32 protein-coding genes are annotated in these 17600 nt (G+C 38.1%); 1 reads left to right on the top strand and 31 read right to left on the bottom strand.

Annotated features, from left to right (window positions below):
* Positions 1 to 106: 106 nt before the first annotated feature.
* On the top strand, positions 107 to 1921 hold the full coding sequence (locus D0T87_RS10065) for a MutS family DNA mismatch repair protein (RefSeq protein ID WP_163174995.1): 1815 nt from the start codon (positions 107 to 109) through the stop codon (positions 1919 to 1921).
* Between the two features lie 45 nt (positions 1922 to 1966).
* Here D0T87_RS10065 and D0T87_RS10060 read toward each other — a convergent pair whose 3' ends face one another.
* From D0T87_RS10060 to rplC, 31 genes are all read right to left on the bottom strand, one after another.
* Positions 1967 to 2518: a hypothetical protein gene (locus tag D0T87_RS10060; protein ID WP_163174994.1), complete on the bottom strand. Its 552-nt coding sequence runs from the start codon at positions 2516 to 2518 to the stop codon at positions 1967 to 1969.
* An 88-nt stretch (positions 2519 to 2606) separates the two neighbouring features.
* Complete coding sequence (locus D0T87_RS10055) at positions 2607 to 3005, bottom strand: hypothetical protein (RefSeq protein ID WP_163174993.1); 399 nt, start codon at positions 3003 to 3005, stop codon at positions 2607 to 2609.
* Between the two features lie 138 nt (positions 3006 to 3143).
* Positions 3144 to 3653, bottom strand: a complete 510-nt coding sequence (rplQ, locus tag D0T87_RS10050; protein ID WP_163174992.1) for a 50S ribosomal protein L17 — start codon at positions 3651 to 3653, stop codon at positions 3144 to 3146.
* Positions 3654 to 3655: 2 nt separating this feature from the next.
* Positions 3656 to 4648 (bottom strand): DNA-directed RNA polymerase subunit alpha, encoded by a 993-nt coding sequence (locus D0T87_RS10045; protein WP_163174991.1) that lies wholly within the window; start codon positions 4646 to 4648, stop codon positions 3656 to 3658.
* Between the two features lie 11 nt (positions 4649 to 4659).
* Positions 4660 to 5265, bottom strand: coding sequence for a 30S ribosomal protein S4 (rpsD, locus tag D0T87_RS10040; protein ID WP_163174990.1), 606 nt, complete (start codon positions 5263 to 5265; stop codon positions 4660 to 4662).
* A 113-nt stretch (positions 5266 to 5378) separates the two neighbouring features.
* Positions 5379 to 5768 (bottom strand): 30S ribosomal protein S11, encoded by a 390-nt coding sequence (rpsK, locus tag D0T87_RS10035; protein WP_073402471.1) that lies wholly within the window; start codon positions 5766 to 5768, stop codon positions 5379 to 5381.
* 11 nt (positions 5769 to 5779) lie between these two features.
* Positions 5780 to 6160 carry a 30S ribosomal protein S13 gene (rpsM, locus tag D0T87_RS10030; RefSeq protein WP_163174989.1) on the bottom strand — a complete coding sequence of 127 codons (381 nt, stop codon included), beginning with the start codon at positions 6158 to 6160 and terminating at the stop codon, positions 5780 to 5782.
* Positions 6161 to 6194: 34 nt separating this feature from the next.
* Positions 6195 to 6311, bottom strand: a complete 117-nt coding sequence (gene ykgO / locus D0T87_RS10025) for a type B 50S ribosomal protein L36 (RefSeq protein ID WP_163174988.1) — start codon at positions 6309 to 6311, stop codon at positions 6195 to 6197.
* Between the two features lie 9 nt (positions 6312 to 6320).
* Complete coding sequence (gene infA / locus D0T87_RS10020; RefSeq protein ID WP_002558052.1) at positions 6321 to 6539, bottom strand: translation initiation factor IF-1; 219 nt, start codon at positions 6537 to 6539, stop codon at positions 6321 to 6323.
* Position 6540: 1 nt separating this feature from the next.
* Entirely contained in the window at positions 6541 to 7341 is an 801-nt protein-coding gene (gene map, locus D0T87_RS10015; protein WP_163174987.1) for a type I methionyl aminopeptidase, read from the bottom strand.
* A gap of 14 nt (positions 7342 to 7355) precedes the next feature.
* Positions 7356 to 8699, bottom strand: coding sequence for a preprotein translocase subunit SecY (gene secY / locus D0T87_RS10010; protein ID WP_163174986.1), 1344 nt, complete (start codon positions 8697 to 8699; stop codon positions 7356 to 7358).
* A gap of 4 nt (positions 8700 to 8703) precedes the next feature.
* Positions 8704 to 9150: a 50S ribosomal protein L15 gene (rplO, locus tag D0T87_RS10005; RefSeq protein WP_163174985.1), complete on the bottom strand. Its 447-nt coding sequence runs from the start codon at positions 9148 to 9150 to the stop codon at positions 8704 to 8706.
* Between the two features lie 30 nt (positions 9151 to 9180).
* Positions 9181 to 9357, bottom strand: coding sequence for a 50S ribosomal protein L30 (gene rpmD / locus D0T87_RS10000; RefSeq protein WP_163174984.1), 177 nt, complete (start codon positions 9355 to 9357; stop codon positions 9181 to 9183).
* 13 nt (positions 9358 to 9370) lie between these two features.
* Positions 9371 to 9886: a 30S ribosomal protein S5 gene (gene rpsE / locus D0T87_RS09995; RefSeq protein ID WP_163174983.1), complete on the bottom strand. Its 516-nt coding sequence runs from the start codon at positions 9884 to 9886 to the stop codon at positions 9371 to 9373.
* Between the two features lie 5 nt (positions 9887 to 9891).
* On the bottom strand, positions 9892 to 10236 hold the full coding sequence (rplR, locus tag D0T87_RS09990) for a 50S ribosomal protein L18 (RefSeq protein ID WP_163174982.1): 345 nt from the start codon (positions 10234 to 10236) through the stop codon (positions 9892 to 9894).
* Positions 10237 to 10260: 24 nt separating this feature from the next.
* Positions 10261 to 10815, bottom strand: a complete 555-nt coding sequence (gene rplF, locus D0T87_RS09985) for a 50S ribosomal protein L6 (protein ID WP_163174981.1) — start codon at positions 10813 to 10815, stop codon at positions 10261 to 10263.
* A gap of 14 nt (positions 10816 to 10829) precedes the next feature.
* Positions 10830 to 11225 (bottom strand): 30S ribosomal protein S8, encoded by a 396-nt coding sequence (gene rpsH / locus D0T87_RS09980; protein ID WP_163174980.1) that lies wholly within the window; start codon positions 11223 to 11225, stop codon positions 10830 to 10832.
* Positions 11226 to 11274: 49 nt separating this feature from the next.
* Positions 11275 to 11544 (bottom strand): 30S ribosomal protein S14, encoded by a 270-nt coding sequence (rpsN, locus tag D0T87_RS09975; RefSeq protein WP_163174979.1) that lies wholly within the window; start codon positions 11542 to 11544, stop codon positions 11275 to 11277.
* Between the two features lie 5 nt (positions 11545 to 11549).
* Positions 11550 to 12107 carry a 50S ribosomal protein L5 gene (gene rplE, locus D0T87_RS09970; protein WP_163174978.1) on the bottom strand — a complete coding sequence of 186 codons (558 nt, stop codon included), beginning with the start codon at positions 12105 to 12107 and terminating at the stop codon, positions 11550 to 11552.
* Positions 12107 to 12427, bottom strand: a complete 321-nt coding sequence (gene rplX, locus D0T87_RS09965; RefSeq protein WP_163174977.1) for a 50S ribosomal protein L24 — start codon at positions 12425 to 12427, stop codon at positions 12107 to 12109. Before rplX ends, rplE begins: the two co-directional genes overlap by 1 nt.
* A 20-nt stretch (positions 12428 to 12447) precedes the next feature.
* Positions 12448 to 12813: a 50S ribosomal protein L14 gene (rplN, locus tag D0T87_RS09960; RefSeq protein WP_163174976.1), complete on the bottom strand. Its 366-nt coding sequence runs from the start codon at positions 12811 to 12813 to the stop codon at positions 12448 to 12450.
* Between the two features lie 2 nt (positions 12814 to 12815).
* On the bottom strand, positions 12816 to 13085 hold the full coding sequence (gene rpsQ, locus D0T87_RS09955) for a 30S ribosomal protein S17 (protein ID WP_203558662.1): 270 nt from the start codon (positions 13083 to 13085) through the stop codon (positions 12816 to 12818).
* On the bottom strand, positions 13082 to 13279 hold the full coding sequence (gene rpmC / locus D0T87_RS09950; protein WP_163174974.1) for a 50S ribosomal protein L29: 198 nt from the start codon (positions 13277 to 13279) through the stop codon (positions 13082 to 13084). Before rpmC ends, rpsQ begins: the two co-directional genes overlap by 4 nt.
* 6 nt (positions 13280 to 13285) lie before the next feature.
* The gene (gene rplP, locus D0T87_RS09945) at positions 13286 to 13717 is read right to left on the bottom strand and encodes a 50S ribosomal protein L16 (protein WP_163174973.1); all 432 of its coding nucleotides are present in this window, start codon (positions 13715 to 13717) and stop codon (positions 13286 to 13288) included.
* Between the two features lie 22 nt (positions 13718 to 13739).
* The gene (gene rpsC, locus D0T87_RS09940) at positions 13740 to 14471 is read right to left on the bottom strand and encodes a 30S ribosomal protein S3 (protein ID WP_163174972.1); all 732 of its coding nucleotides are present in this window, start codon (positions 14469 to 14471) and stop codon (positions 13740 to 13742) included.
* A 2-nt stretch (positions 14472 to 14473) separates the two neighbouring features.
* The gene (gene rplV / locus D0T87_RS09935; RefSeq protein ID WP_163174971.1) at positions 14474 to 14884 is read right to left on the bottom strand and encodes a 50S ribosomal protein L22; all 411 of its coding nucleotides are present in this window, start codon (positions 14882 to 14884) and stop codon (positions 14474 to 14476) included.
* A 35-nt stretch (positions 14885 to 14919) separates the two neighbouring features.
* Positions 14920 to 15189, bottom strand: a complete 270-nt coding sequence (gene rpsS / locus D0T87_RS09930; RefSeq protein WP_163174970.1) for a 30S ribosomal protein S19 — start codon at positions 15187 to 15189, stop codon at positions 14920 to 14922.
* A gap of 20 nt (positions 15190 to 15209) precedes the next feature.
* Complete coding sequence (gene rplB, locus D0T87_RS09925; RefSeq protein ID WP_163174969.1) at positions 15210 to 16034, bottom strand: 50S ribosomal protein L2; 825 nt, start codon at positions 16032 to 16034, stop codon at positions 15210 to 15212.
* A 5-nt stretch (positions 16035 to 16039) separates the two neighbouring features.
* The gene (gene rplW, locus D0T87_RS09920) at positions 16040 to 16330 is read right to left on the bottom strand and encodes a 50S ribosomal protein L23 (RefSeq protein ID WP_163174968.1); all 291 of its coding nucleotides are present in this window, start codon (positions 16328 to 16330) and stop codon (positions 16040 to 16042) included.
* A 3-nt stretch (positions 16331 to 16333) separates the two neighbouring features.
* Complete coding sequence (gene rplD / locus D0T87_RS09915) at positions 16334 to 16972, bottom strand: 50S ribosomal protein L4 (RefSeq protein ID WP_163174967.1); 639 nt, start codon at positions 16970 to 16972, stop codon at positions 16334 to 16336.
* Positions 16972 to 17589 (bottom strand): 50S ribosomal protein L3, encoded by a 618-nt coding sequence (gene rplC, locus D0T87_RS09910; RefSeq protein ID WP_163174966.1) that lies wholly within the window; start codon positions 17587 to 17589, stop codon positions 16972 to 16974. Before rplC ends, rplD begins: the two co-directional genes overlap by 1 nt.
* Positions 17590 to 17600 lie beyond the last annotated feature (11 nt).

Below are 17600 nucleotides of genomic sequence, written 5' to 3'. Positions count from 1 at the left end.
TTTCACCTATTTTATTATCAAAAAGACAGATTTAGACATTTCACTCCCTCTTAACAAGGAATTATCGCTAACAGTGACTACTTTTGTACAGATAAAATTTAGAGCAATGGAAGACATTAAAAAGATATCCGGGACTTACGCAAAAGTCATTTCCGAAACACAGGGAAAACTAAATAAGGTTCAAAAACAGATATATCACATCGGAAGTATACGCCTTATACTATTCGTTGCAGGGATAGCAGGCATTATCTATTTCTGGTCAAACCCCTGGTATGTTATTGCAGCAGTTGCCGCCATTACATTTATTCCTTTCCTGATTCTTATAAAACACCACAACCATTTATTTTATAAGAAAGATTATCTGGAAAAAAAGCAAGAGATAAATGAACAGGAACTAAAAGCAATTGAGTATGATACGTCGGCTTTCGATGGAGGAAGCGAATTCATTGATTCATCGCACCTTTATACGTACGACCTGGATGTGTTTGGGGAACACTCTTTGTTTCAGTATATCAACCGGACATCAACTGATCTGGGAAAGAATCAACTAGCCGAATGGTTTAACAATCATCTTAAGGACAAAAAGGAAATTGAACTTAAACAAGAGGCTGTTAACGAATTAGCCCCGGAACTTAAGTTTCGCCAGCGCTTCCGGGTTTTAGGATTGTTATATAAAGGAGAAAAGGCCGATGAACAAGAGATTAACGAGTGGGCTAAAAGCCCAAGTTATTATAGAAGTAAAACTGTTTTACGGGCACTCCCGACTATTATTCTTCTGGTAAATATAGTAAGCATCATTTTAGCAATAACAGACGTCATCCCCTTTAGCCTCTGGGGAGTTATATTTGTGTGTTGTGCAATCTTCAGCTTTGGTTTTTCTAAAGGAATCACTAAAATGCAATCCATGTATGGAAAGAAACTCCAGATTCTTGGAACATATGCCAAGCTAATCCAACTCATCGAAGACAAAGACATGCAGGCTTCCTATCTGAAGGAAATAAAATCCCTGGTCGGTGTAAATAGAAAAACAGCATCACAATCCGTTCAGAAACTAACGAAACTGATGAACGCACTAGACCAGCGTAATAATATACTGATCGCAGTTGTCCTGAACGGCTTGTTCTTCTGGGAACTCAGGCAAATGATGAAAATAGAATTATGGAAGGAAGAAAGTGCCGACGAACTCCCCAGGTGGCTGAAAGCAATAGCACAAATGGATGCCATATGCTCCCTGAGCACTTTTGCCTACAACCATCCCGGTTATATATATCCGAATATAGCCGAAAAAACATTTAAACTACAGGCAAAATCTCTTGGACACCCATTAATGAACCGGGAAAAATGTGTTCGCAATGATATAGATATGGAAAAACGCCCGGATTTTATCATCATTACAGGAGCTAACATGGCGGGAAAAAGCACCTACCTGCGCACCATAGGGATAAATTATCTGTTAGCCTGCATGGGAACACCTGTATTCGCAAAAGAGATGTCCATATACCCTGCACAATTAATCACCAGCCTGAGAACAACCGACTCTTTAACAGACAACGAATCCTACTTCTTTGCCGAGCTAAAACGCCTCAAACTCATCATTGATAAATTAAACGCGGGAGAAGAATTATTCATCATTCTGGATGAAATATTAAAAGGAACAAACTCCAAAGACAAACAGAAAGGCTCTATTGCACTGATAGAACAGTTCATGGCGCTAAATGCAACCGGCATAATCGCCACTCATGACTTATTACTGGGTACACTTGCCGAAAGCTATCCTGACAACATTCGTAATTTCCGTTTTGAAGCAGATATCACAAACAATGAACTCACCTTCTCATACCAGTTGCGGGAAGGCGTGGCACAAAACATGAACGCTTGCTTCCTGATGAAAAAAATGGGGATAGCCGTCATAGACAACTAACCCCCAATTAAGCAAATCAAAACTAAAATCTATACCTATCTGCTATTACTGTTTATATAGCTTACAACCACTCTTAATTAAGAATGATGAAAGTGCAGTAGCTTCACCGTTAGTATAATAACAAACCGATGTCACCGGATTAAATGCGTAAGGTACAAACTGAAACAATTGCACCGCAGCAAATTGCTTATCTTCCGACACAATAACATCCATACGGATATTGCCATTAGACTCACTCTTGATATCAGTAGACAAAGGAAATTGACCTGTTGTTACGCCATTCTTTAAATCATCCAGATATTTCAAATCAAAAAAGAAGCTTTTCTCTCTTGTTACACTTCCTGTCGGAGTATAAACGATCTCCTTACCCTTCCAAACTAAACGAAGCACTCCAAGTATAACAAGGATAGTTCCGGAAAGCAAAAGAACAATAGTCAACGGACTGGCTTGTTCTTCCAACCGGTTAGATGATATCAAAGCCACTAAACCGATAAGGATTAGCAAAGAAGATAATATAAGTCCTGAAAGACTGGTACGTTTTACGATATTCGGGTGTTCAGACGCAAAAATAGTTGCATCAATAGATTGTGGTGCCATAATTATAATTTTATTTGATTGATAAATAATAGAAAGTTGCTTCACACTATGAAAGCATGAAATCCAAAAGCTAAATATGAACCAAATCCTAAATTATAATATGTTTTAAAGCGAATACATAATATTCGCTCACAGGATGAGTTATAGAGAACAATAAAGATTTACTATATAATTTCTCCCAATGACAGAATAGCATGCCTTCACGCTCTGACATAATCTGTGCCATATCCCGCAAAGAAAAAGCTGAACCATCAAAATTAGTACGATTAGTACGCGAAGAAATTGGCTGTTGCGTACAAAAACCAATACTTCCCAATTCACCATCCGGCAAATAAGGTAACTTGATATTATCCCAGGAATACTGCTGTGAGGAACAGGGAATAGAACCACCTTCGTAAAGGTTTTCCTTTACCATACCGTCATTAGCAGAGACATGAAGTACAACAACCAACAACAAAAACAATATGGATTTAATAATGCGTGCCATAAGTCCGTGCAAATATAACAGATAAAATTCCGATATAGTTTAATAACCACTCATCTTTTAATCAATATTCAAACTTGATAACAAAAAAAGGCTACTCTGCATTTAGAGTAGCCTTTCGTTTCTATAAGAATATTGGTGTTATTCTGCTGATTCAGCTTTTGGTTCTTCTGCAGCAGGAGCTTCAACAACTGCTTCTGCAGTAGCAGCAGGTGCGGCAGCATCTGCACCTTTCTTAGAACGACGGGTACGTGGAGCTTTCTTCTTAGCAGTTTGCTCTTTCGCCATGTTCTCATTGTAGTCTACAAGTTCAATGAAGCACATTTCAGCGTTGTCACCTAAACGATTACCAGTTTTGATAATACGTGTATAACCACCTGGACGATCGCCGATTTTCACTGAAATCTCTTTGAACAACTCAGTCACTGCAAACTTATCTTGCAAGTTGCTAAATACAACACGACGAGAGTTCGTAGTATCGTCTTTTGATTTTGTAATCAAAGGCTCTACAAATTTCTTCAACGCTTTAGCCTTTGCAACAGTCGTAGTGATTCTTTTGTGCTTAATCAAAGAACATGCCATGTTCGACAACATTGCACTTCTATGAGAAGCAGTACGACCTAAATGATTGAACTTTTTATTATGTCTCATTTTTATTCTTTATCTAATTTATATTTACTTATATCGGTTCCAAACGACAGATTCAGATTATCCAGCAAATCATCCAGCTCGGTTAACGATTTCTTTCCGAAGTTTCTGAATTTCAGCAAATCAGTCTTGTTGAACTGTACCAAGTCTCCAAGAGTTTCTACATCAGCAGCTTTCAAACAATTAAGCGCACGAACAGACAAGTCCATGTCTACCAACTTAGTCTTCAGTAACTGACGCATGTGAAGAACTTCTTCATCAAACTCTTCATTACCATCAATATCTGATGTTTCAAGAGTGATCTTTTCATCAGAGAATAACATGAAGTGGTAAATCAGGATCTTAGCAGCTTCTTTCAATGCTTCCTTCGGGTGTATGGAACCATCCGTAGAAATCTCAAGTACCAGTTTTTCGTAGTCAGTCTTCTGTTCTACACGGAAGTTTTCTACCAGGTACTTAACATTACGTATCGGAGTATAAATGGAATCAATTGGAATTACATTAACATCGGTACAGTACTCACGATTCTCGTCAGCAGGAACATATCCACGACCTTTGTTAATTGTAATGTCAATCTGCATAGTTGCTTTTGAATCTAAATGACAAATAACTAATTCAGGATTTAACACTTCAAATCCAGTCAAATACTTACCTATGTCACCTGCTTTAAATTCACTAGAATTCTCGATTGTAATACTTACTTTCTCACTCTCAAATTCTTCAACTACTTGCTTGAATCTTACTTGCTTAAGATTCAAGATAATGTTGGTAACATCTTCTCTTACTCCAGGAACGCTAGAGAATTCGTGCTCAACACCCTCTATACGGATAGTGGTGATAGCAAAACCCTCTAATGAAGAAAGAAGAATACGGCGCAAGGCATTACCTACAGTAATACCAAAACCGGGCTCCAACGGACGAAATTCGAATTTACCGAATTTGGAATCCGCTTCCAACATTAATACTTTATCAGGTTTTTGAAATGCTAATATCGCCATGAAATTAATTATTATTTAGAATACAATTCTACGATCAAATGTTCTTTAATGTTTTCAGGAATGTCTGCTCTTTCAGGAACATGCAACATCTTTCCAACCTTAGAGGTTTCATCCCATTCTAACCAAGCATATTTGCTGTGGTTGAAACCTGCAAGTGAGTTAGCGATAACTTCCAATGATTTAGATTTCTCACGAACTCCAATCAATTGTCCAGGCTTAACGGCATAAGAAGGGATATTAACAACAGCGCCATCAACAGTGATGTGTCTGTGGCTAACCAACTGACGAGCAGCAGCACGAGTTGGAGCAATACCCAAACGGAATACTACATTATCCAAACGACCTTCAAGCATTTGAATCAGGATCTCGCCTGTAATACCTTTCTTAGTCGCTGCCTTGTCAAACAAGTTGCGGAATTGTTTTTCTAAAACGCCATAAGTGTATTTAGCTTTCTGTTTTTCACGAAGCTGAATACCATATTCTGAGGTTTTTCTTTTTCTTGAATTACCGTGTTGCCCAGGAGGATAGTTTTTCTTAGAGAGAACTTTATCAGCTCCAAAAATACCTTCACCGAACTTACGAGCGATTCTTGATTTTGGTCCAGTATATCTAGCCATTTCTTTTTAATTTTAATTGTTATTCAATGAACTTGGGTTTGTGCAGCCGCGATCACAGAGAAGAATTTAATGTAATCCAAACAAAATCAATGTTCATTTATTAAAGGTAAATTTTAAACTCTACGTCTTTTTGGAGGACGACAACCATTGTGTGGAAGTGGAGTTACGTCAACGATTTCAGTAACTTCAATGCCAGCGCCATGTATAGTTCTAATAGCAGACTCACGTCCATTACCAGGACCTTTAACATAAGCTTTTACCTTTCTTAGGCCAAGATCGTATGCAATTTTAGCACAATCCTGGGCAGCCATCTGAGCTGCATAAGGAGTATTCTTTTTAGAACCTCTGAATCCCATTTTACCAGCAGATGACCATGAAATAATCTGCCCTTCACTGTTCGCCAGAGAAACAATAATATTGTTGAAAGATGAATGAACATGCAATTGTCCATTAGCATCTACCTTAACATTTCTCTTCTTAGCTGCGACTGTTTTTTTTGCCATATCAACAATTATTATTTAGTAGCTTTTTTCTTATTTGCAACTGTTTTCTTTCTTCCCTTACGAGTACGTGCATTGTTCTTAGTGCTCTGGCCTCTTACAGGCAGACCAATACGATGACGTACACCGCGGTAACAACCAATATCCATTAATCGCTTAATGTTTAACTGCACTTCTGAGCGAAGATCACCCTCTACTTTAAAGCTTTCACCAATCACCTCACGAATCTTGGCAGCCTGGTCATCAGTCCAGTCTTTTACTTTAATATCCTTGTCGATCCCAGCCTTATCTAATATTTTAGCTGAGCTACTGCGTCCAATACCATATATGTATGTTAACGCTATCTCACCTCTTTTATTTTGAGGTAAATCTACACCAACTATTCTTATAGCCATATATTTATTTTAATTTTTTTGCAAAAATAACAAATTATCCTTGACGTTGTTTATACTTAGGATTTTTCTTGTTAATAACATACAAGCGGCCATTACGTCTAACGATCTTACAGTCAGCCGTACGTTTCTTCAATGATGCTCTTACTTTCATATCTTATTTTTATTTATATCTAAATACAATTCTTCCCTTCGATAAATCGTAAGGTGACATTTCAACTCTTACTTTATCACCTGGCAAAATTTTAATGTAATGCATTCTCATTTTACCAGAGATATGAGCAGTAATCTCATGCCCGTTTTCTAATTCTACACGAAACATTGCATTGGACAATGCTTCAACGATAACTCCGTCTTGCTCTATTGCAGATTGCTTTGCCATATTATATTGATTTATCTCCTAAAACTGCTTCAATGAATTCAAATGATGATAGAATGTCTGCCTTACCCGCACTAACTGCTACAGTATGCTCAAAATGAGCAGCAAACTTTCGGTCTCTTGTTCTTACTGTCCAACCGTCTCTTTCCATTGTAATTTGACGATCGCCCAAGGTAATCATCGGTTCAATAGCGATACATAAACCTTTTTTCAACAATGTTCCTGTACCTCTCTTTCCGTAATTCGGAACTTGCGGATCTTCGTGCATTTCCTTACCGATACCATGACCGACAAATTCACGCACAACACCATAAGAGTTAGATTCACAATGTTGTTGGATAGCATATCCTATATCACCAAGTCTTTTCCCTTGAACTGCATTCTGAATACCCAAGTATAATGCTTCTTTTGTGACTTTCAGTAGATTCAAAACATCTTCTTCTACTTCACCTACACAGAATGTATAAGCCGAATCACCACAAAATCCATTCATGTATGTTCCACAATCAATGGATACAATATCACCATCTTTCAGAACTATACTTTGGCTTGGTATGCCATGAACTACCTGGTCATTTACAGAAGTACACAGAGAACAAGGAAAAGGGTCACCGTACTGATTAGGGAAACCCTTAAAAGTCGGAACAGCACCATTATCTCTAATGAACTCCTCAGCAACTTTATCCAGTTCGCCAGTAGTAACTCCCGGTTTGATCAACTTAGCCATTTCGGCTAATGTTTTTCCAACCAACAAATTACTTTGGCGAAGTAATTCTATCTCATCTTCTGTTTTAAGAAATATCATTTCTTCTTCAAGAATTAATATGCAGATACACTACCTGAGCGTCCCTTAATACGACCTGATTTCAACAAACCATCATAATGTCTCATCAACAAATGACTTTCAATCTGTTGCAGTGTATCAAGAACAACACCTACAAGGATTAACAGAGATGTACCACCGAAGAATTGAGCAAATTCAGCTTGTACCCCAAACAGACCAGCAAAAGCAGGCATAATAGCAACTAATGCGAGGAAGAAAGATCCGGGAAGAGTGATACGAGACATAATATCATCAATATACTCTGCTGTCTTCTTACCAGGTTTAATGCCAGGGATAAATCCATTATTTCTCTTCATATCTTCAGCCATCTGAGTTGGATTAATTGTAATCGCAGTATAGAAGTATGTAAACAAAATAATCATTACTGCAAAAACAAAGTTGTACCAGAAGCTTGTATGATCTGTAAACGCACGAACAAAACCGTTAGCATTTTCTGCACTTGAGAAGCCGATAAATGTAATTGGAATAAACATGATTGCTTGAGCAAAGATGATAGGCATAACCCCCGCAGCATTCACTTTCAAAGGAATATATTGTCTAGCACCACCATACTGTTTGTTTCCAACAATTTTCTTCGCATATTGCACAGGTATCTTTCTTGTTCCTTGTACCAGAAGAATTGCAGCAGCAATAACCAGTAATAGGAACACAATCTCAACCAGGAACATGATCAATCCACCAGTTTTATCAGTCATACGAGAGATAAGTTCTTGAAAAAGAGACTGAGGCAAACGAGCAATGATACCTACCAAAATGATGAAGGAAATACCATTACCAATACCTTTATCAGTGATTCTTTCACCAAGCCACAGAATAAACATACTGCCAGCTGCCAGAATTATGGTAGAAGTCACCATAAAAAGAGTCCAATCTAATGAAGCATTTAAAGCCGGTCCGGCTTGCATCTTCAAGTTAATCAGATAAGAAGGTGCTTGAACAATAAGAATAGCAATAGTCAGATAACGAGTATACTGATTAATCTTTCTTCTGCCACTTTCACCTTCACGTTGCAGTTTTTGAAAATAAGGAACTGCAATCGCTAATAGCTGAATAACGATTGATGCAGAGATATAAGGCATAATACCCAATGCAAAAATTGACGCATTGGAAAATGCACCTCCGGAGAACATGTTTAATAAGGCCAAAAGACCTTCACTTGTTTGTTGATGCAATTGCGACAACATATTCGGATTAATACCTGGCAGTACCACATACGAACCGAAACGGTAAATTGCAACAAACAATATGGTGATGAGGATCCTTTGTCTCAGATCCTCAATCTTCCATATATTCTTTAATGTTTCAATAGCTTTTCTCATTGAATTAGAGTTTTACTGCATTACCACCAACTGCTTCAATTGCAGCAACAGCGGTTTTTGAGAATGCGTGAGCTTCTACTTCTACTTTAGCAGTCAAGGTTCCGTTACCTAATACTTTCACTAACTGTTTTGAAGAAACAAATCCAGCCTCGATAAATTCGTTAACACCAACTTTATCCAGCTTCTTTGCTTCAGCAAGTTTTTGGATAGTATCCAGGTTAATCGCTTTATACTCTACTCTATTGATGTTCTTAAAACCAAATTTAGGAACACGGCGTTGTAAAGGCATCTGACCTCCTTCAAAACCGATTTTCTTAGAGTAACCGGATCTGGATTTAGCTCCTTTATGACCTCTTGTAGATGTACCACCCAAACCTGAACCGGTACCACGACCAATTCTTTTCCTAGTTTTAGTAGATCCACTCGCAGGTTTCAAATTACTTAAGTTCATATTGTAATTCTTTTAATATTCGATGAATAATTACTTAACGATAGTAACCAAGTGCTTTACCTTGTTTACCATTCCAAGAATTGCAGGAGTTTCCTCATGTTCAACAACACGATTCAATTTACGAAGTCCCAGTGCATCAAGCGTTCTCTTTTGATCTGCAGGAGCACCAATTCTACTTTTTGTTTGTTTGATCTTTATAGTTGACATATATACTTCCTCCTTATCCTCTAAATACTTTTTCCATACTAATTCCTCTGTTCTGAGCAACCATTCTAGCATCACGCATCTCACTAAGTGCTACAATTGTAGCTTTAACAAGGTTGTGTGGGTTAGAAGAGCCTTTTGATTTAGCCAAAACATCAGTAATACCAGCACTTTCCAATACAGCACGCATAGCACCACCTGCTACTACTCCAGTACCGTGAGAAGCTGGTTTGATGAATACTTCAGCACCACCAAATCTTGCACTTTGTTCATGAGGAACTGTACCCTTCAATACAGGAACTTTAACCAGATTCTTCTTTGCAGACTCAACGCCTTTAGCAATAGCAGCAGTTACTTCACCTGCTTTACCAAGACCCCAGCCGATAATTCCATCTTCGTTACCAACTACAACGATGGCAGAAAAACTGAATGTTCTACCCCCTTTAGTAACTTTGGTAACACGATTAATAGCAACTAATCTATCTTTCAGTTCTATATCGTTAGTTATCTTTACTCTATTATTAATTGCCATAATGATTAAAATTTAAGTCCAGCGTTACGAGCTGCATCAGCTACTTCTTTAACTCTCCCATGATACAAATAACCGTTACGGTCGAAAACAACAGCTGTTACGCCTGCTTCCTGAGCTTTCTTGGCAATCATTTCACCAACTTTAGCAGCTTGTTCTTTTTTAGGCAATTTACCTTCCATGCCTAATGATGAAGCTGCAGCTAACGTCTTACCTGTAAGATCATCGATAATTTGTACATAGATTTGCTTGTTGCTTCTAAACACACTCATACGAGGACGCTCAGTAGTACCTGAAATCTTGTTACGTACTCTATATTTGATTTTAATTCGTCTTTCTACTTTTGTTGTCATAATAATACTTATTTACATCATTATTTACTTAGCGCCTGCTGATTTACCAGACTTTCTGCGAATAATTTCGCCAACAAACTTAACACCTTTACCTTTATATGGTTCAGGCTTGCGGAAAGAACGTATTTTAGAGCAAACTTGACCTAGCAATTGCTTGTCACAAGATTCCAAAAGAATAAGAGGATTCTTATTTCTTTCTGATTTCGTTTCAACCTTAACTTCCGGTGGCAACTGTATAAAGATAGGATGGGTATAACCTAATGACAATTCAATGATATTACCATTGTTTGATGCACGGTATCCCACACCTACTAATTCCAATTCTTTTTTATATCCTTCTGACACACCAACAACCATGTTGTTTACCAATGAACGATATAAACCGTGAAATGCACGTTCTTGCTTTTCGTCGCTGTTACGGCTCAATGTAACCTGGCCATCTTCAACAGTAACATTTATCAGCGGGTTAATATACTGACTTAATTCTCCTTTGGGTCCTTTTACTGTAATGACATCGTCTTTCAAGGTCACAGTAACACCTGCTGGTACACTAATGGGTAGTTTTCCAATTCTTGACATTACTTATCCTCCTATTAATAAACATAGCACAATACTTCACCACCGATTTTCAGTTCAGCAGCTTCTTTGTCTGTCATTACACCTTTGGAAGTAGATATTATTGCAATACCTAAACCATTAATTACACGCGGCATATCTTTATAACCGGTATACTTACGTAAACCCGGAGAAGATACTCTTTGAAGTTTCTTGATAGCGTTAACCTTGTTAACAGTATCATACTTCAAAGCAACTTTGATAGTACCTTGAGGACCATCTTCTACAAACTTATAGTTAAGAATGTAGCCTTTTTCAAAAAGGATCTTAGTGATCTCTTTCTTCAAATTTGAGGCAGGGATTTCTACTACTCTGTGCTTAGCACCGATAGCGTTTCTCAACCTCGTTAAATAATCTGCTATTGGATCAGTCATATATAAAAAATTAAATTAATCAGGACTACCCTGACAATATTTAAAAAAATTACCAGCTTGCTTTCTTAACACCTGGGATAAGGCCATTAGATGCCATTTCGCGGAACTGAATTCTGGAAATACCAAATTGACGGATATATCCTTTAGGACGACCAGTCAATTTACAGCGGTTGTGCAAACGCACAGGAGAAGCATTTTTAGGCAAAGCCTGTAGTGCTTCATAATTTCCTTCTTTTTTCAGTTGCGCTCTTTTATCAGCATATTTGGCTACTAACTTCGCTCTCTTTACTTCGCGAGCTTTCATTGATTCTTTTGCCATATATATCAGTCTTTTTTAGCGTTTTTAAATGGCAAACCAAATTCCTTCAATAAAGCATAACCTTCCTCATCAGTTTGCGCAGAGGTTACAAAGGTAATATTCATACCTAAGATTCTTGTTATACTATCGATATTTATTTCAGGGAAAATGATTTGTTCCTGAATTCCTAACGTATAGTTACCTTTTCCATCGAATTTGCTTTCAATACCTTTGAAGTCACGGATACGAGGAAGAGCTACACGAACCAACTTTTCAAGGAATTCGTACATTCTTTCGCGACGCAATGTTACCATTACTCCGATAGGCATTTTCTTACGCAATTTAAAGTTTGAAATGTCCTTACGAGACACTGTTGCTACAGCTTTCTGACCTGTAATAGCAGTAATTTCGTTAATAGCCACTTCTATGATTTTCTTATCGGCAGTAGCCATACCTAAACCTTGATTGATAACAATCTTTTTAAGTACAGGCACCTGCATAGATGAAGAATATTCGAACTGTGATTTTAATGCAGGAACAATGCGTTCTGCATATTCTTTCTTTAGGCTAGCAGTATTAGTCATTATTTAATCTCCTCTCCCGATTTTTTAGAATAACGCACTAAAGTTCCTTCTGAACTCTTTTTTCTCCCAATACGAGTTGCTTTACCTGTCTTAGGATCAAGCGGGTTCAAGTTTGACAAGTGGATAGAAGCTTCTTGCTTAACAATACCACCTTGTGGGTTCTTTGCATTAGGCTTAGTGCTCTTAGACACCATGTTAACACCTTCTACAATTGCGCGTCCTTCTTTTACGAGAACCTTCAATACACGACCAGTTTTACCTTTGTCTTCACCAGCATTTACGTAAACTGTATCGCCTTTTTTAATATGTAATTTACTCATTACTTAAATCTTTTACAAAATTAAAGTACTTCAGGCGCAAGTGATACAACTTTCATGTTTGTTGCACGAAGTTCTCTTGCTACAGGACCGAAAATACGACTACCTCTAATTTCACCAGCGCCATTCAATAGAACGCAAGCGTTATCATCAAAACGTATATAAGAACCGTCAGCACGACGAATTTCTTTCTTAGTACGTACGATCAAAGCCTTTGATACTGCACCTTTTTTAACATCACTAGCAGGGATTACGCTCTTCACAGAAACAACGATCACATCCCCAACAGAAGCGTAACGACGACCTGTACCACCTAAAACACGGATACACAAAGCCTCTTTCGCTCCACTGTTGTCACATACTGTAAGTCTGGATTCTACTTGTATCATAATTACTTAGCTCTTTCAATTATTTCTACTAATCTCCATCTTTTAGTCTTGCTCAATGGACGAGTTTCCATAATGCGTACAGTATCACCTATATTGCATTCATTCTTTTCATCGTGAGCGTGGTATTTTTTCGTTTTACTAACGAACTTACCATACATAGGGTGTTTTTCCTTGAACTTAGATGCAACTGTGATGGTTTTTTCCATTTTGTTGCTCAGGACAACCCCTGTTCTTTCTTTTCTTAAATTTCTTGCTTCCATCAAGCCAATCATTTATTGTTTAGTTCTCTCTCACGTAATTCTGTTTTCATACGTGCGATATCTCTGCGTAATTGTTTAATCTTAGCAGGATTATCCAGAGGAGAGATAGAATGATTTAAAATCAATTGGTTATAGTTAACCACTTCAGCTTCTACTCTTTCTACCAAATCATTGGTAGTCATTTCTTTAATTTCTGCACTTTTCATAAGACGTTACGCATTTTGGTTCTGATCGTAATCACGTCTAACTACAAACTTTGTAGTTACAGGAAGCTTTTGAGCTGCTAAGCGCAAGGCTTCTTTTGCGATTTCGAATGATACTCCTTCTACTTCAATAATAATTCTTCCCGGCGTAATTGGTGCAACAAATCCTTCTGGTGAACCTTTACCTTTACCCATACGTACTTCGGCTGGTTTCTTGGTAATTGGTTTATCAGGGAAAATGCGGATCCAAATTTGTCCTTGACGTTGCATATATCTTGTTACAGCAATACGTGCTGCTTCAATCTGACGACCGGTAATCCACTTATTTTGCAAAGCTTTAATACCAAAAGAACCAAAAGCAAGTTGGTTGCCCCTTTGAGCATTGCCCTTCATGCGCCCTTTTTGTTGTCTTCTGAATTTTGTCTTTTTCGGTTGTAACATGATTCCTAAGATTCAAATTCGTTTAGCGATTATTTTTCTTTCTTTTGAAGTTCTTTCCGCCGCCATTGTTATTATTATTGCCACGGCCACTTTCTTTGCTTTGTGTAAAGTTTGGAGCTAATTCTCTCTTGCCAAACACTTCACCTCTACAAATCCAAACTTTAATTCCAAGAAGACCAACTTTAGTCAATGCTTCTGCATGACAATAGTCGATATCTGCTCTAAAAGTGTGTAACGGAGTTCTTCCTTCTTTATACATTTCAGAACGAGCCATTTCAGCTCCATTCAAACGTCCTGAAATCTGAATTTTGATACCTTCAGCACCCATACGCATAGTGTTTGCGATAGCCATTTTTATGGCACGGCGATAGGCAATTTTACCTTCTACCTGACGAGCGATGTTGTTTGCAACGATCACAGCATCAAGTTCCGGTCTTTTCACTTCAAAAATGTTGATTTGAATATCTTTATCGGTAATCTTCTTCAACTCTTCTTTCAACTTGTCAACTTCCTGACCACCTTTACCGATAATGATTCCCGGACGAGCAGTACAAACAGTAATAGTGACAAGCTTCAGGGTACGTTCGATGATAATTCTGGATACACTAGCTTTCGCAAGGCGTGCATTCAGATATTTACGGATTTTGCTATCTTCTAACAGTGCATCACCGTAATCGTTACCACCATACCAATTAGAATCCCAACCTCTGATGATTCCTAAACGGTTACTTATTGGATTTACTTTCTGTCCCATGCTTAAATCTGTTCTTCATTATTATTTTTTGAACCAACGAACAACGTTACGTGGTTTGAACGTTTGCGAATTCTGTATCCTCTTCCTTGTGGAGCTGGTCTCATTCTTTTGAGTGTAGATCCACCATCAACATAAACCTGTGTCACAAACAATTCTCCACTTTCTGCTTTGCGTTCGTTTTTCTGCTCCCAGTTAGCAATTGCAGAGCGCAATAACTTTTCCACTCTTGCAGCAGCTTCTTTGGAAGAAAACTTCAAAACACCAAGTGCTCTGTTCACTTCCATTCCACGAATCATGTCAGCCACGAGACGCATCTTGCGTGGGGAAGTAGGAACATTTTGCAATTTCGCAAAATACATGGTCTTAAGGGCTTCTTTTCTTTTTTCAGCCGATATTTTTTTTCTTGCTCCCATTATATTAATTACTTTATTATTTCAGATGAATTCCTTTATCTTTTCTTGTTACCGGCATGTCCTCTGAAAGTACGAGTTGGAGCAAATTCGCCCAACTTGTGACCTACCATATTTTCGGTAACATAAACAGGAATAAATTTATTTCCATTGTGAACTGCAACAGTATGCCCTACAAAGTCAGGCGAAATCATTGAAGCTCTGGCCCAGGTCTTAACCACAGTCTTCTTACCTGATTCATTCATGGTAAGAATCTTATTTTCAAGCTTTACGTTAATGTATGGACCTTTTTTTAATGAACGACTCATAGTTTACTCAATTAATCAGATTACTTTTTTCTTCTCTCAATAATGTACTTAGATGAATGTTTCTTAGGAGCTCTTGTCTTAAGTCCCTTAGCGTACAATCCTTTACGAGATCTTGGGTGTCCTCCGGAAGCGCGTCCTTCACCACCACCCATTGGGTGATCAACCGGGTTCATAACCACACCACGAGTTCTTGGACGACGTCCAAACCAACGTGTACGGCCTGCTTTACCTGATTTTTCCAACCCATGATCTGAGTTACCTACACTACCGATAGTAGCTTTACATGTGCTAAGTATCTGTCTTACTTCACCTGAAGGCAATTTGATAACACAATACTTACCTTCTCTCGAAGTCAACTGAGCAAAGTTTCCTGCTGATCTAACCAAAGCAGCGCCTTGACCAGGACGTAATTCGATATTGTGAATTACGGTACCAACAGGAATATTCTGCAAAGGAAGTGCATTACCAATCTCTGGCGCTGCTTCTGCCCCTGACATCAAAGTCGAACCTACTTGCAATCCATTGGGAGCAATAATATATCTCTTTTCTCCATCTGCATAAAACAAAAGAGCGATACGAGCCGAACGATTCGGATCGTATTCGATTGTTTTAACTACTGCAGGAACACCGTCCTTATTTCTCTTGAAGTCAACAAGTCTGATCATCTTTCTGTGTCCGCCACCTACGTAGCGCATGGTCATCTTACCTTCGTTATTACGACCACCTGATGATTTCTTACCATATACAAGAGACTTTTCTGGTACCCGTGCAGTAATTTCATCAAAAGTACCAATAATCTTATGTCTTTGCCCCGGTGTTGTGGGCTTAAATTTACGTACTGCCATTTCTATTAAATATTGCTATAAAAATCAATAGTATCTCCTTCTTTCAATGTTACTATTGCTTTTTTATAAGCATTAGTTCTACCACTGATAATACCAGAACGAGTATAACGGCTCTTGTTTTTGCCGATATACTTAGCGGTATTTACGTCAACTACTGTAACATTATATAAGGCTTCAACTTCTTTCTTAATTTCAAGTTTGTTAGCATCAGGACGCACAATAAAGCCGAAACGATTCAGCTTATCTGTTATTGCGGTCATTTTCTCTGTTACTATCGGTTTAATAATAATTCCCATTATTTAAGCCTCCTTATTACTTAAGATATTGTCAATAGCCGAGAGAGCGCTTTCTGTAAGCACGACAACTCCAGCATTCAATACTCTGTAAGTATTTAATCCTGAAACAGTTTGCACATTAGCTTTCTCTATGTTACGAGCCGACAAATATACGTTTTTATTTGATTCTGATAAAACGACAAGTAACTTTTTGTCGGATATTTTAAGATTTTTTGTCATTGAGATAAACTCCTTAGTCTTAGGAGCTTCGAAATTGAAATCTTCAACAACAACAATTGCGTTATCTTTAGCCTTATAAGCCAAAGCAGACTTTCTAGCCAGCTGTTTAACTTTCTTATTTAGTTTAAAGAAGTAATCTCTTGGTTTTGGACCGAATACGCGACCACCACCAACTAGTACTGGAGAGTTCACATCACCACGACGTGCACCACCACCACCTTTTTGACGACCGATCTTACGAGTAGATCCGCTGATTTCACTTCTTTCTTTTGACTTATGAGTACCTTGACGCTGGTTGGCCATAAATTGTTTTACGTCCAAGTAGATAGCGTGGTCGTTAGGCTCAATTCCGAAGATAGATTCGTTTAACGTAATCTTTCTCCCAGTGTCTTCACCTTTAATATTGTATACGTTAACTTCCATTATTTCTCAATTAATACGATTGAACCTTTGCAACCTGGGATAGAACCTTTTATCAGAAGAAGATTGTGGTCCGCGATTACTTTTAATACTCTTAGGTTTTGAACAGTTACTCTTTCACCACCCATTTGTCCGCCCATGCGCATTCCTTTGAATACTTTTGCAGGGTAAGAACAAGCACCGATAGAACCCGGTTTACGGGCGCGGTTGTGCTGACCGTGTGTAGTCTGACCTACACCACCAAAACCATGTCTTTTAACAACTCCCTGGAAACCTTTACCTTTAGAAGTACCGACTACGTCAACAAAGTCAACGTCATTGAATAGTTCTACGGTAACTGTGTCACCCAGATTTAATTCACTCTCAAATTCTTTGAACTCGGCCAAGTGTCTCTTTGGTGTTACTCCTGCTTTTTTGAAGTGACCCATCAACGCTTTAGTTGTGTGCTTATCCTTTTTATCCTGGAAGCCCAACTGAACAGCTTGATAGCCATCATTTTCTACAGTTTTTACTTGAGTAACAACACAAGGACCTACTTCGATAACAGTGCATGGTACGTTTTTACCATCGGCACTGAATACGGATGTCATTCCGATTTTCTTTCCTAATAATCCTGGCATTTCACTATTAT

This window comes from Bacteroides sp. 51 (assembly GCF_010500965.1).
Classification (GTDB): domain Bacteria; phylum Bacteroidota; class Bacteroidia; order Bacteroidales; family Bacteroidaceae; genus Bacteroides.
Note: the sequence above shows the minus strand (reverse complement) of the source record. Positions and strands in the feature narration are given on the sequence as shown.

Excerpts from the sequence above, each read along its gene's own strand:
- infA (WP_002558052.1), bottom strand. The coding sequence starts at position 6,539 with ATGGCAAAGCAATCTGCAATAGAGCAAGACGGAGTTATCGTTGAAGCA.
- rplF (WP_163174981.1), bottom strand. The coding sequence starts at position 10,815 with ATGTCAAGAATTGGAAAACTACCCATTAGTGTACCAGCAGGTGTTACT.
- rplB (WP_163174969.1), bottom strand. The coding sequence starts at position 16,034 with ATGGCAGTACGTAAATTTAAGCCCACAACACCGGGGCAAAGACATAAG.
- secY (WP_163174986.1), bottom strand. The coding sequence starts at position 8,699 with ATGAGAAAAGCTATTGAAACATTAAAGAATATATGGAAGATTGAGGAT.
- map (WP_163174987.1), bottom strand. The coding sequence starts at position 7,341 with ATGATATTTCTTAAAACAGAAGATGAGATAGAATTACTTCGCCAAAGT.
- rplC (WP_163174966.1), bottom strand. The coding sequence starts at position 17,589 with ATGCCAGGATTATTAGGAAAGAAAATCGGAATGACATCCGTATTCAGT.
- rpmD (WP_163174984.1), bottom strand. The coding sequence starts at position 9,357 with ATGTCAACTATAAAGATCAAACAAACAAAAAGTAGAATTGGTGCTCCT.
- rpsN (WP_163174979.1), bottom strand. The coding sequence starts at position 11,544 with ATGGCAAAAGAATCAATGAAAGCTCGCGAAGTAAAGAGAGCGAAGTTA.
- rpsE (WP_163174983.1), bottom strand. The coding sequence starts at position 9,886 with ATGGCAATTAATAATAGAGTAAAGATAACTAACGATATAGAACTGAAA.
- D0T87_RS10065 (WP_163174995.1), top strand. The coding sequence starts at position 107 with ATGGAAGACATTAAAAAGATATCCGGGACTTACGCAAAAGTCATTTCC.
- rplX (WP_163174977.1), bottom strand. The coding sequence starts at position 12,427 with ATGAGTAAATTACATATTAAAAAAGGCGATACAGTTTACGTAAATGCT.
- D0T87_RS10060 (WP_163174994.1), bottom strand. The coding sequence starts at position 2,518 with ATGGCACCACAATCTATTGATGCAACTATTTTTGCGTCTGAACACCCG.
- rplR (WP_163174982.1), bottom strand. The coding sequence starts at position 10,236 with ATGACAACAAAAGTAGAAAGACGAATTAAAATCAAATATAGAGTACGT.
- rplQ (WP_163174992.1), bottom strand. The coding sequence starts at position 3,653 with ATGAGACATAATAAAAAGTTCAATCATTTAGGTCGTACTGCTTCTCAT.
- rpsQ (WP_203558662.1), bottom strand. The coding sequence starts at position 13,085 with ATGATTGGCTTGATGGAAGCAAGAAATTTAAGAAAAGAAAGAACAGGG.
- rplV (WP_163174971.1), bottom strand. The coding sequence starts at position 14,884 with ATGGGAGCAAGAAAAAAAATATCGGCTGAAAAAAGAAAAGAAGCCCTT.
- rpsK (WP_073402471.1), bottom strand. The coding sequence starts at position 5,768 with ATGGCAAAAAAAACAGTCGCAGCTAAGAAGAGAAATGTTAAGGTAGAT.
- rpsC (WP_163174972.1), bottom strand. The coding sequence starts at position 14,471 with ATGGGACAGAAAGTAAATCCAATAAGTAACCGTTTAGGAATCATCAGA.
- rplO (WP_163174985.1), bottom strand. The coding sequence starts at position 9,150 with ATGAACTTAAGTAATTTGAAACCTGCGAGTGGATCTACTAAAACTAGG.
- rplP (WP_163174973.1), bottom strand. The coding sequence starts at position 13,717 with ATGTTACAACCGAAAAAGACAAAATTCAGAAGACAACAAAAAGGGCGC.
- ykgO (WP_163174988.1), bottom strand. The coding sequence starts at position 6,311 with ATGAAAGTAAGAGCATCATTGAAGAAACGTACGGCTGACTGTAAGATC.
- rpsM (WP_163174989.1), bottom strand. The coding sequence starts at position 6,160 with ATGGCTATAAGAATAGTTGGTGTAGATTTACCTCAAAATAAAAGAGGT.
- rplD (WP_163174967.1), bottom strand. The coding sequence starts at position 16,972 with ATGGAAGTTAACGTATACAATATTAAAGGTGAAGACACTGGGAGAAAG.
- rpsH (WP_163174980.1), bottom strand. The coding sequence starts at position 11,225 with ATGACTGATCCAATAGCAGATTATTTAACGAGGTTGAGAAACGCTATC.
- D0T87_RS10045 (WP_163174991.1), bottom strand. The coding sequence starts at position 4,648 with ATGGCGATATTAGCATTTCAAAAACCTGATAAAGTATTAATGTTGGAA.
- rplN (WP_163174976.1), bottom strand. The coding sequence starts at position 12,813 with ATGATACAAGTAGAATCCAGACTTACAGTATGTGACAACAGTGGAGCG.
- D0T87_RS10055 (WP_163174993.1), bottom strand. The coding sequence starts at position 3,005 with ATGGCACGCATTATTAAATCCATATTGTTTTTGTTGTTGGTTGTTGTA.
- rpsD (WP_163174990.1), bottom strand. The coding sequence starts at position 5,265 with ATGGCTAGATATACTGGACCAAAATCAAGAATCGCTCGTAAGTTCGGT.
- rplE (WP_163174978.1), bottom strand. The coding sequence starts at position 12,107 with ATGACTAATACTGCTAGCCTAAAGAAAGAATATGCAGAACGCATTGTT.
- rpsS (WP_163174970.1), bottom strand. The coding sequence starts at position 15,189 with ATGAGTCGTTCATTAAAAAAAGGTCCATACATTAACGTAAAGCTTGAA.
- rplW (WP_163174968.1), bottom strand. The coding sequence starts at position 16,330 with ATGGGAATTATTATTAAACCGATAGTAACAGAGAAAATGACCGCAATA.
- rpmC (WP_163174974.1), bottom strand. The coding sequence starts at position 13,279 with ATGAAAAGTGCAGAAATTAAAGAAATGACTACCAATGATTTGGTAGAA.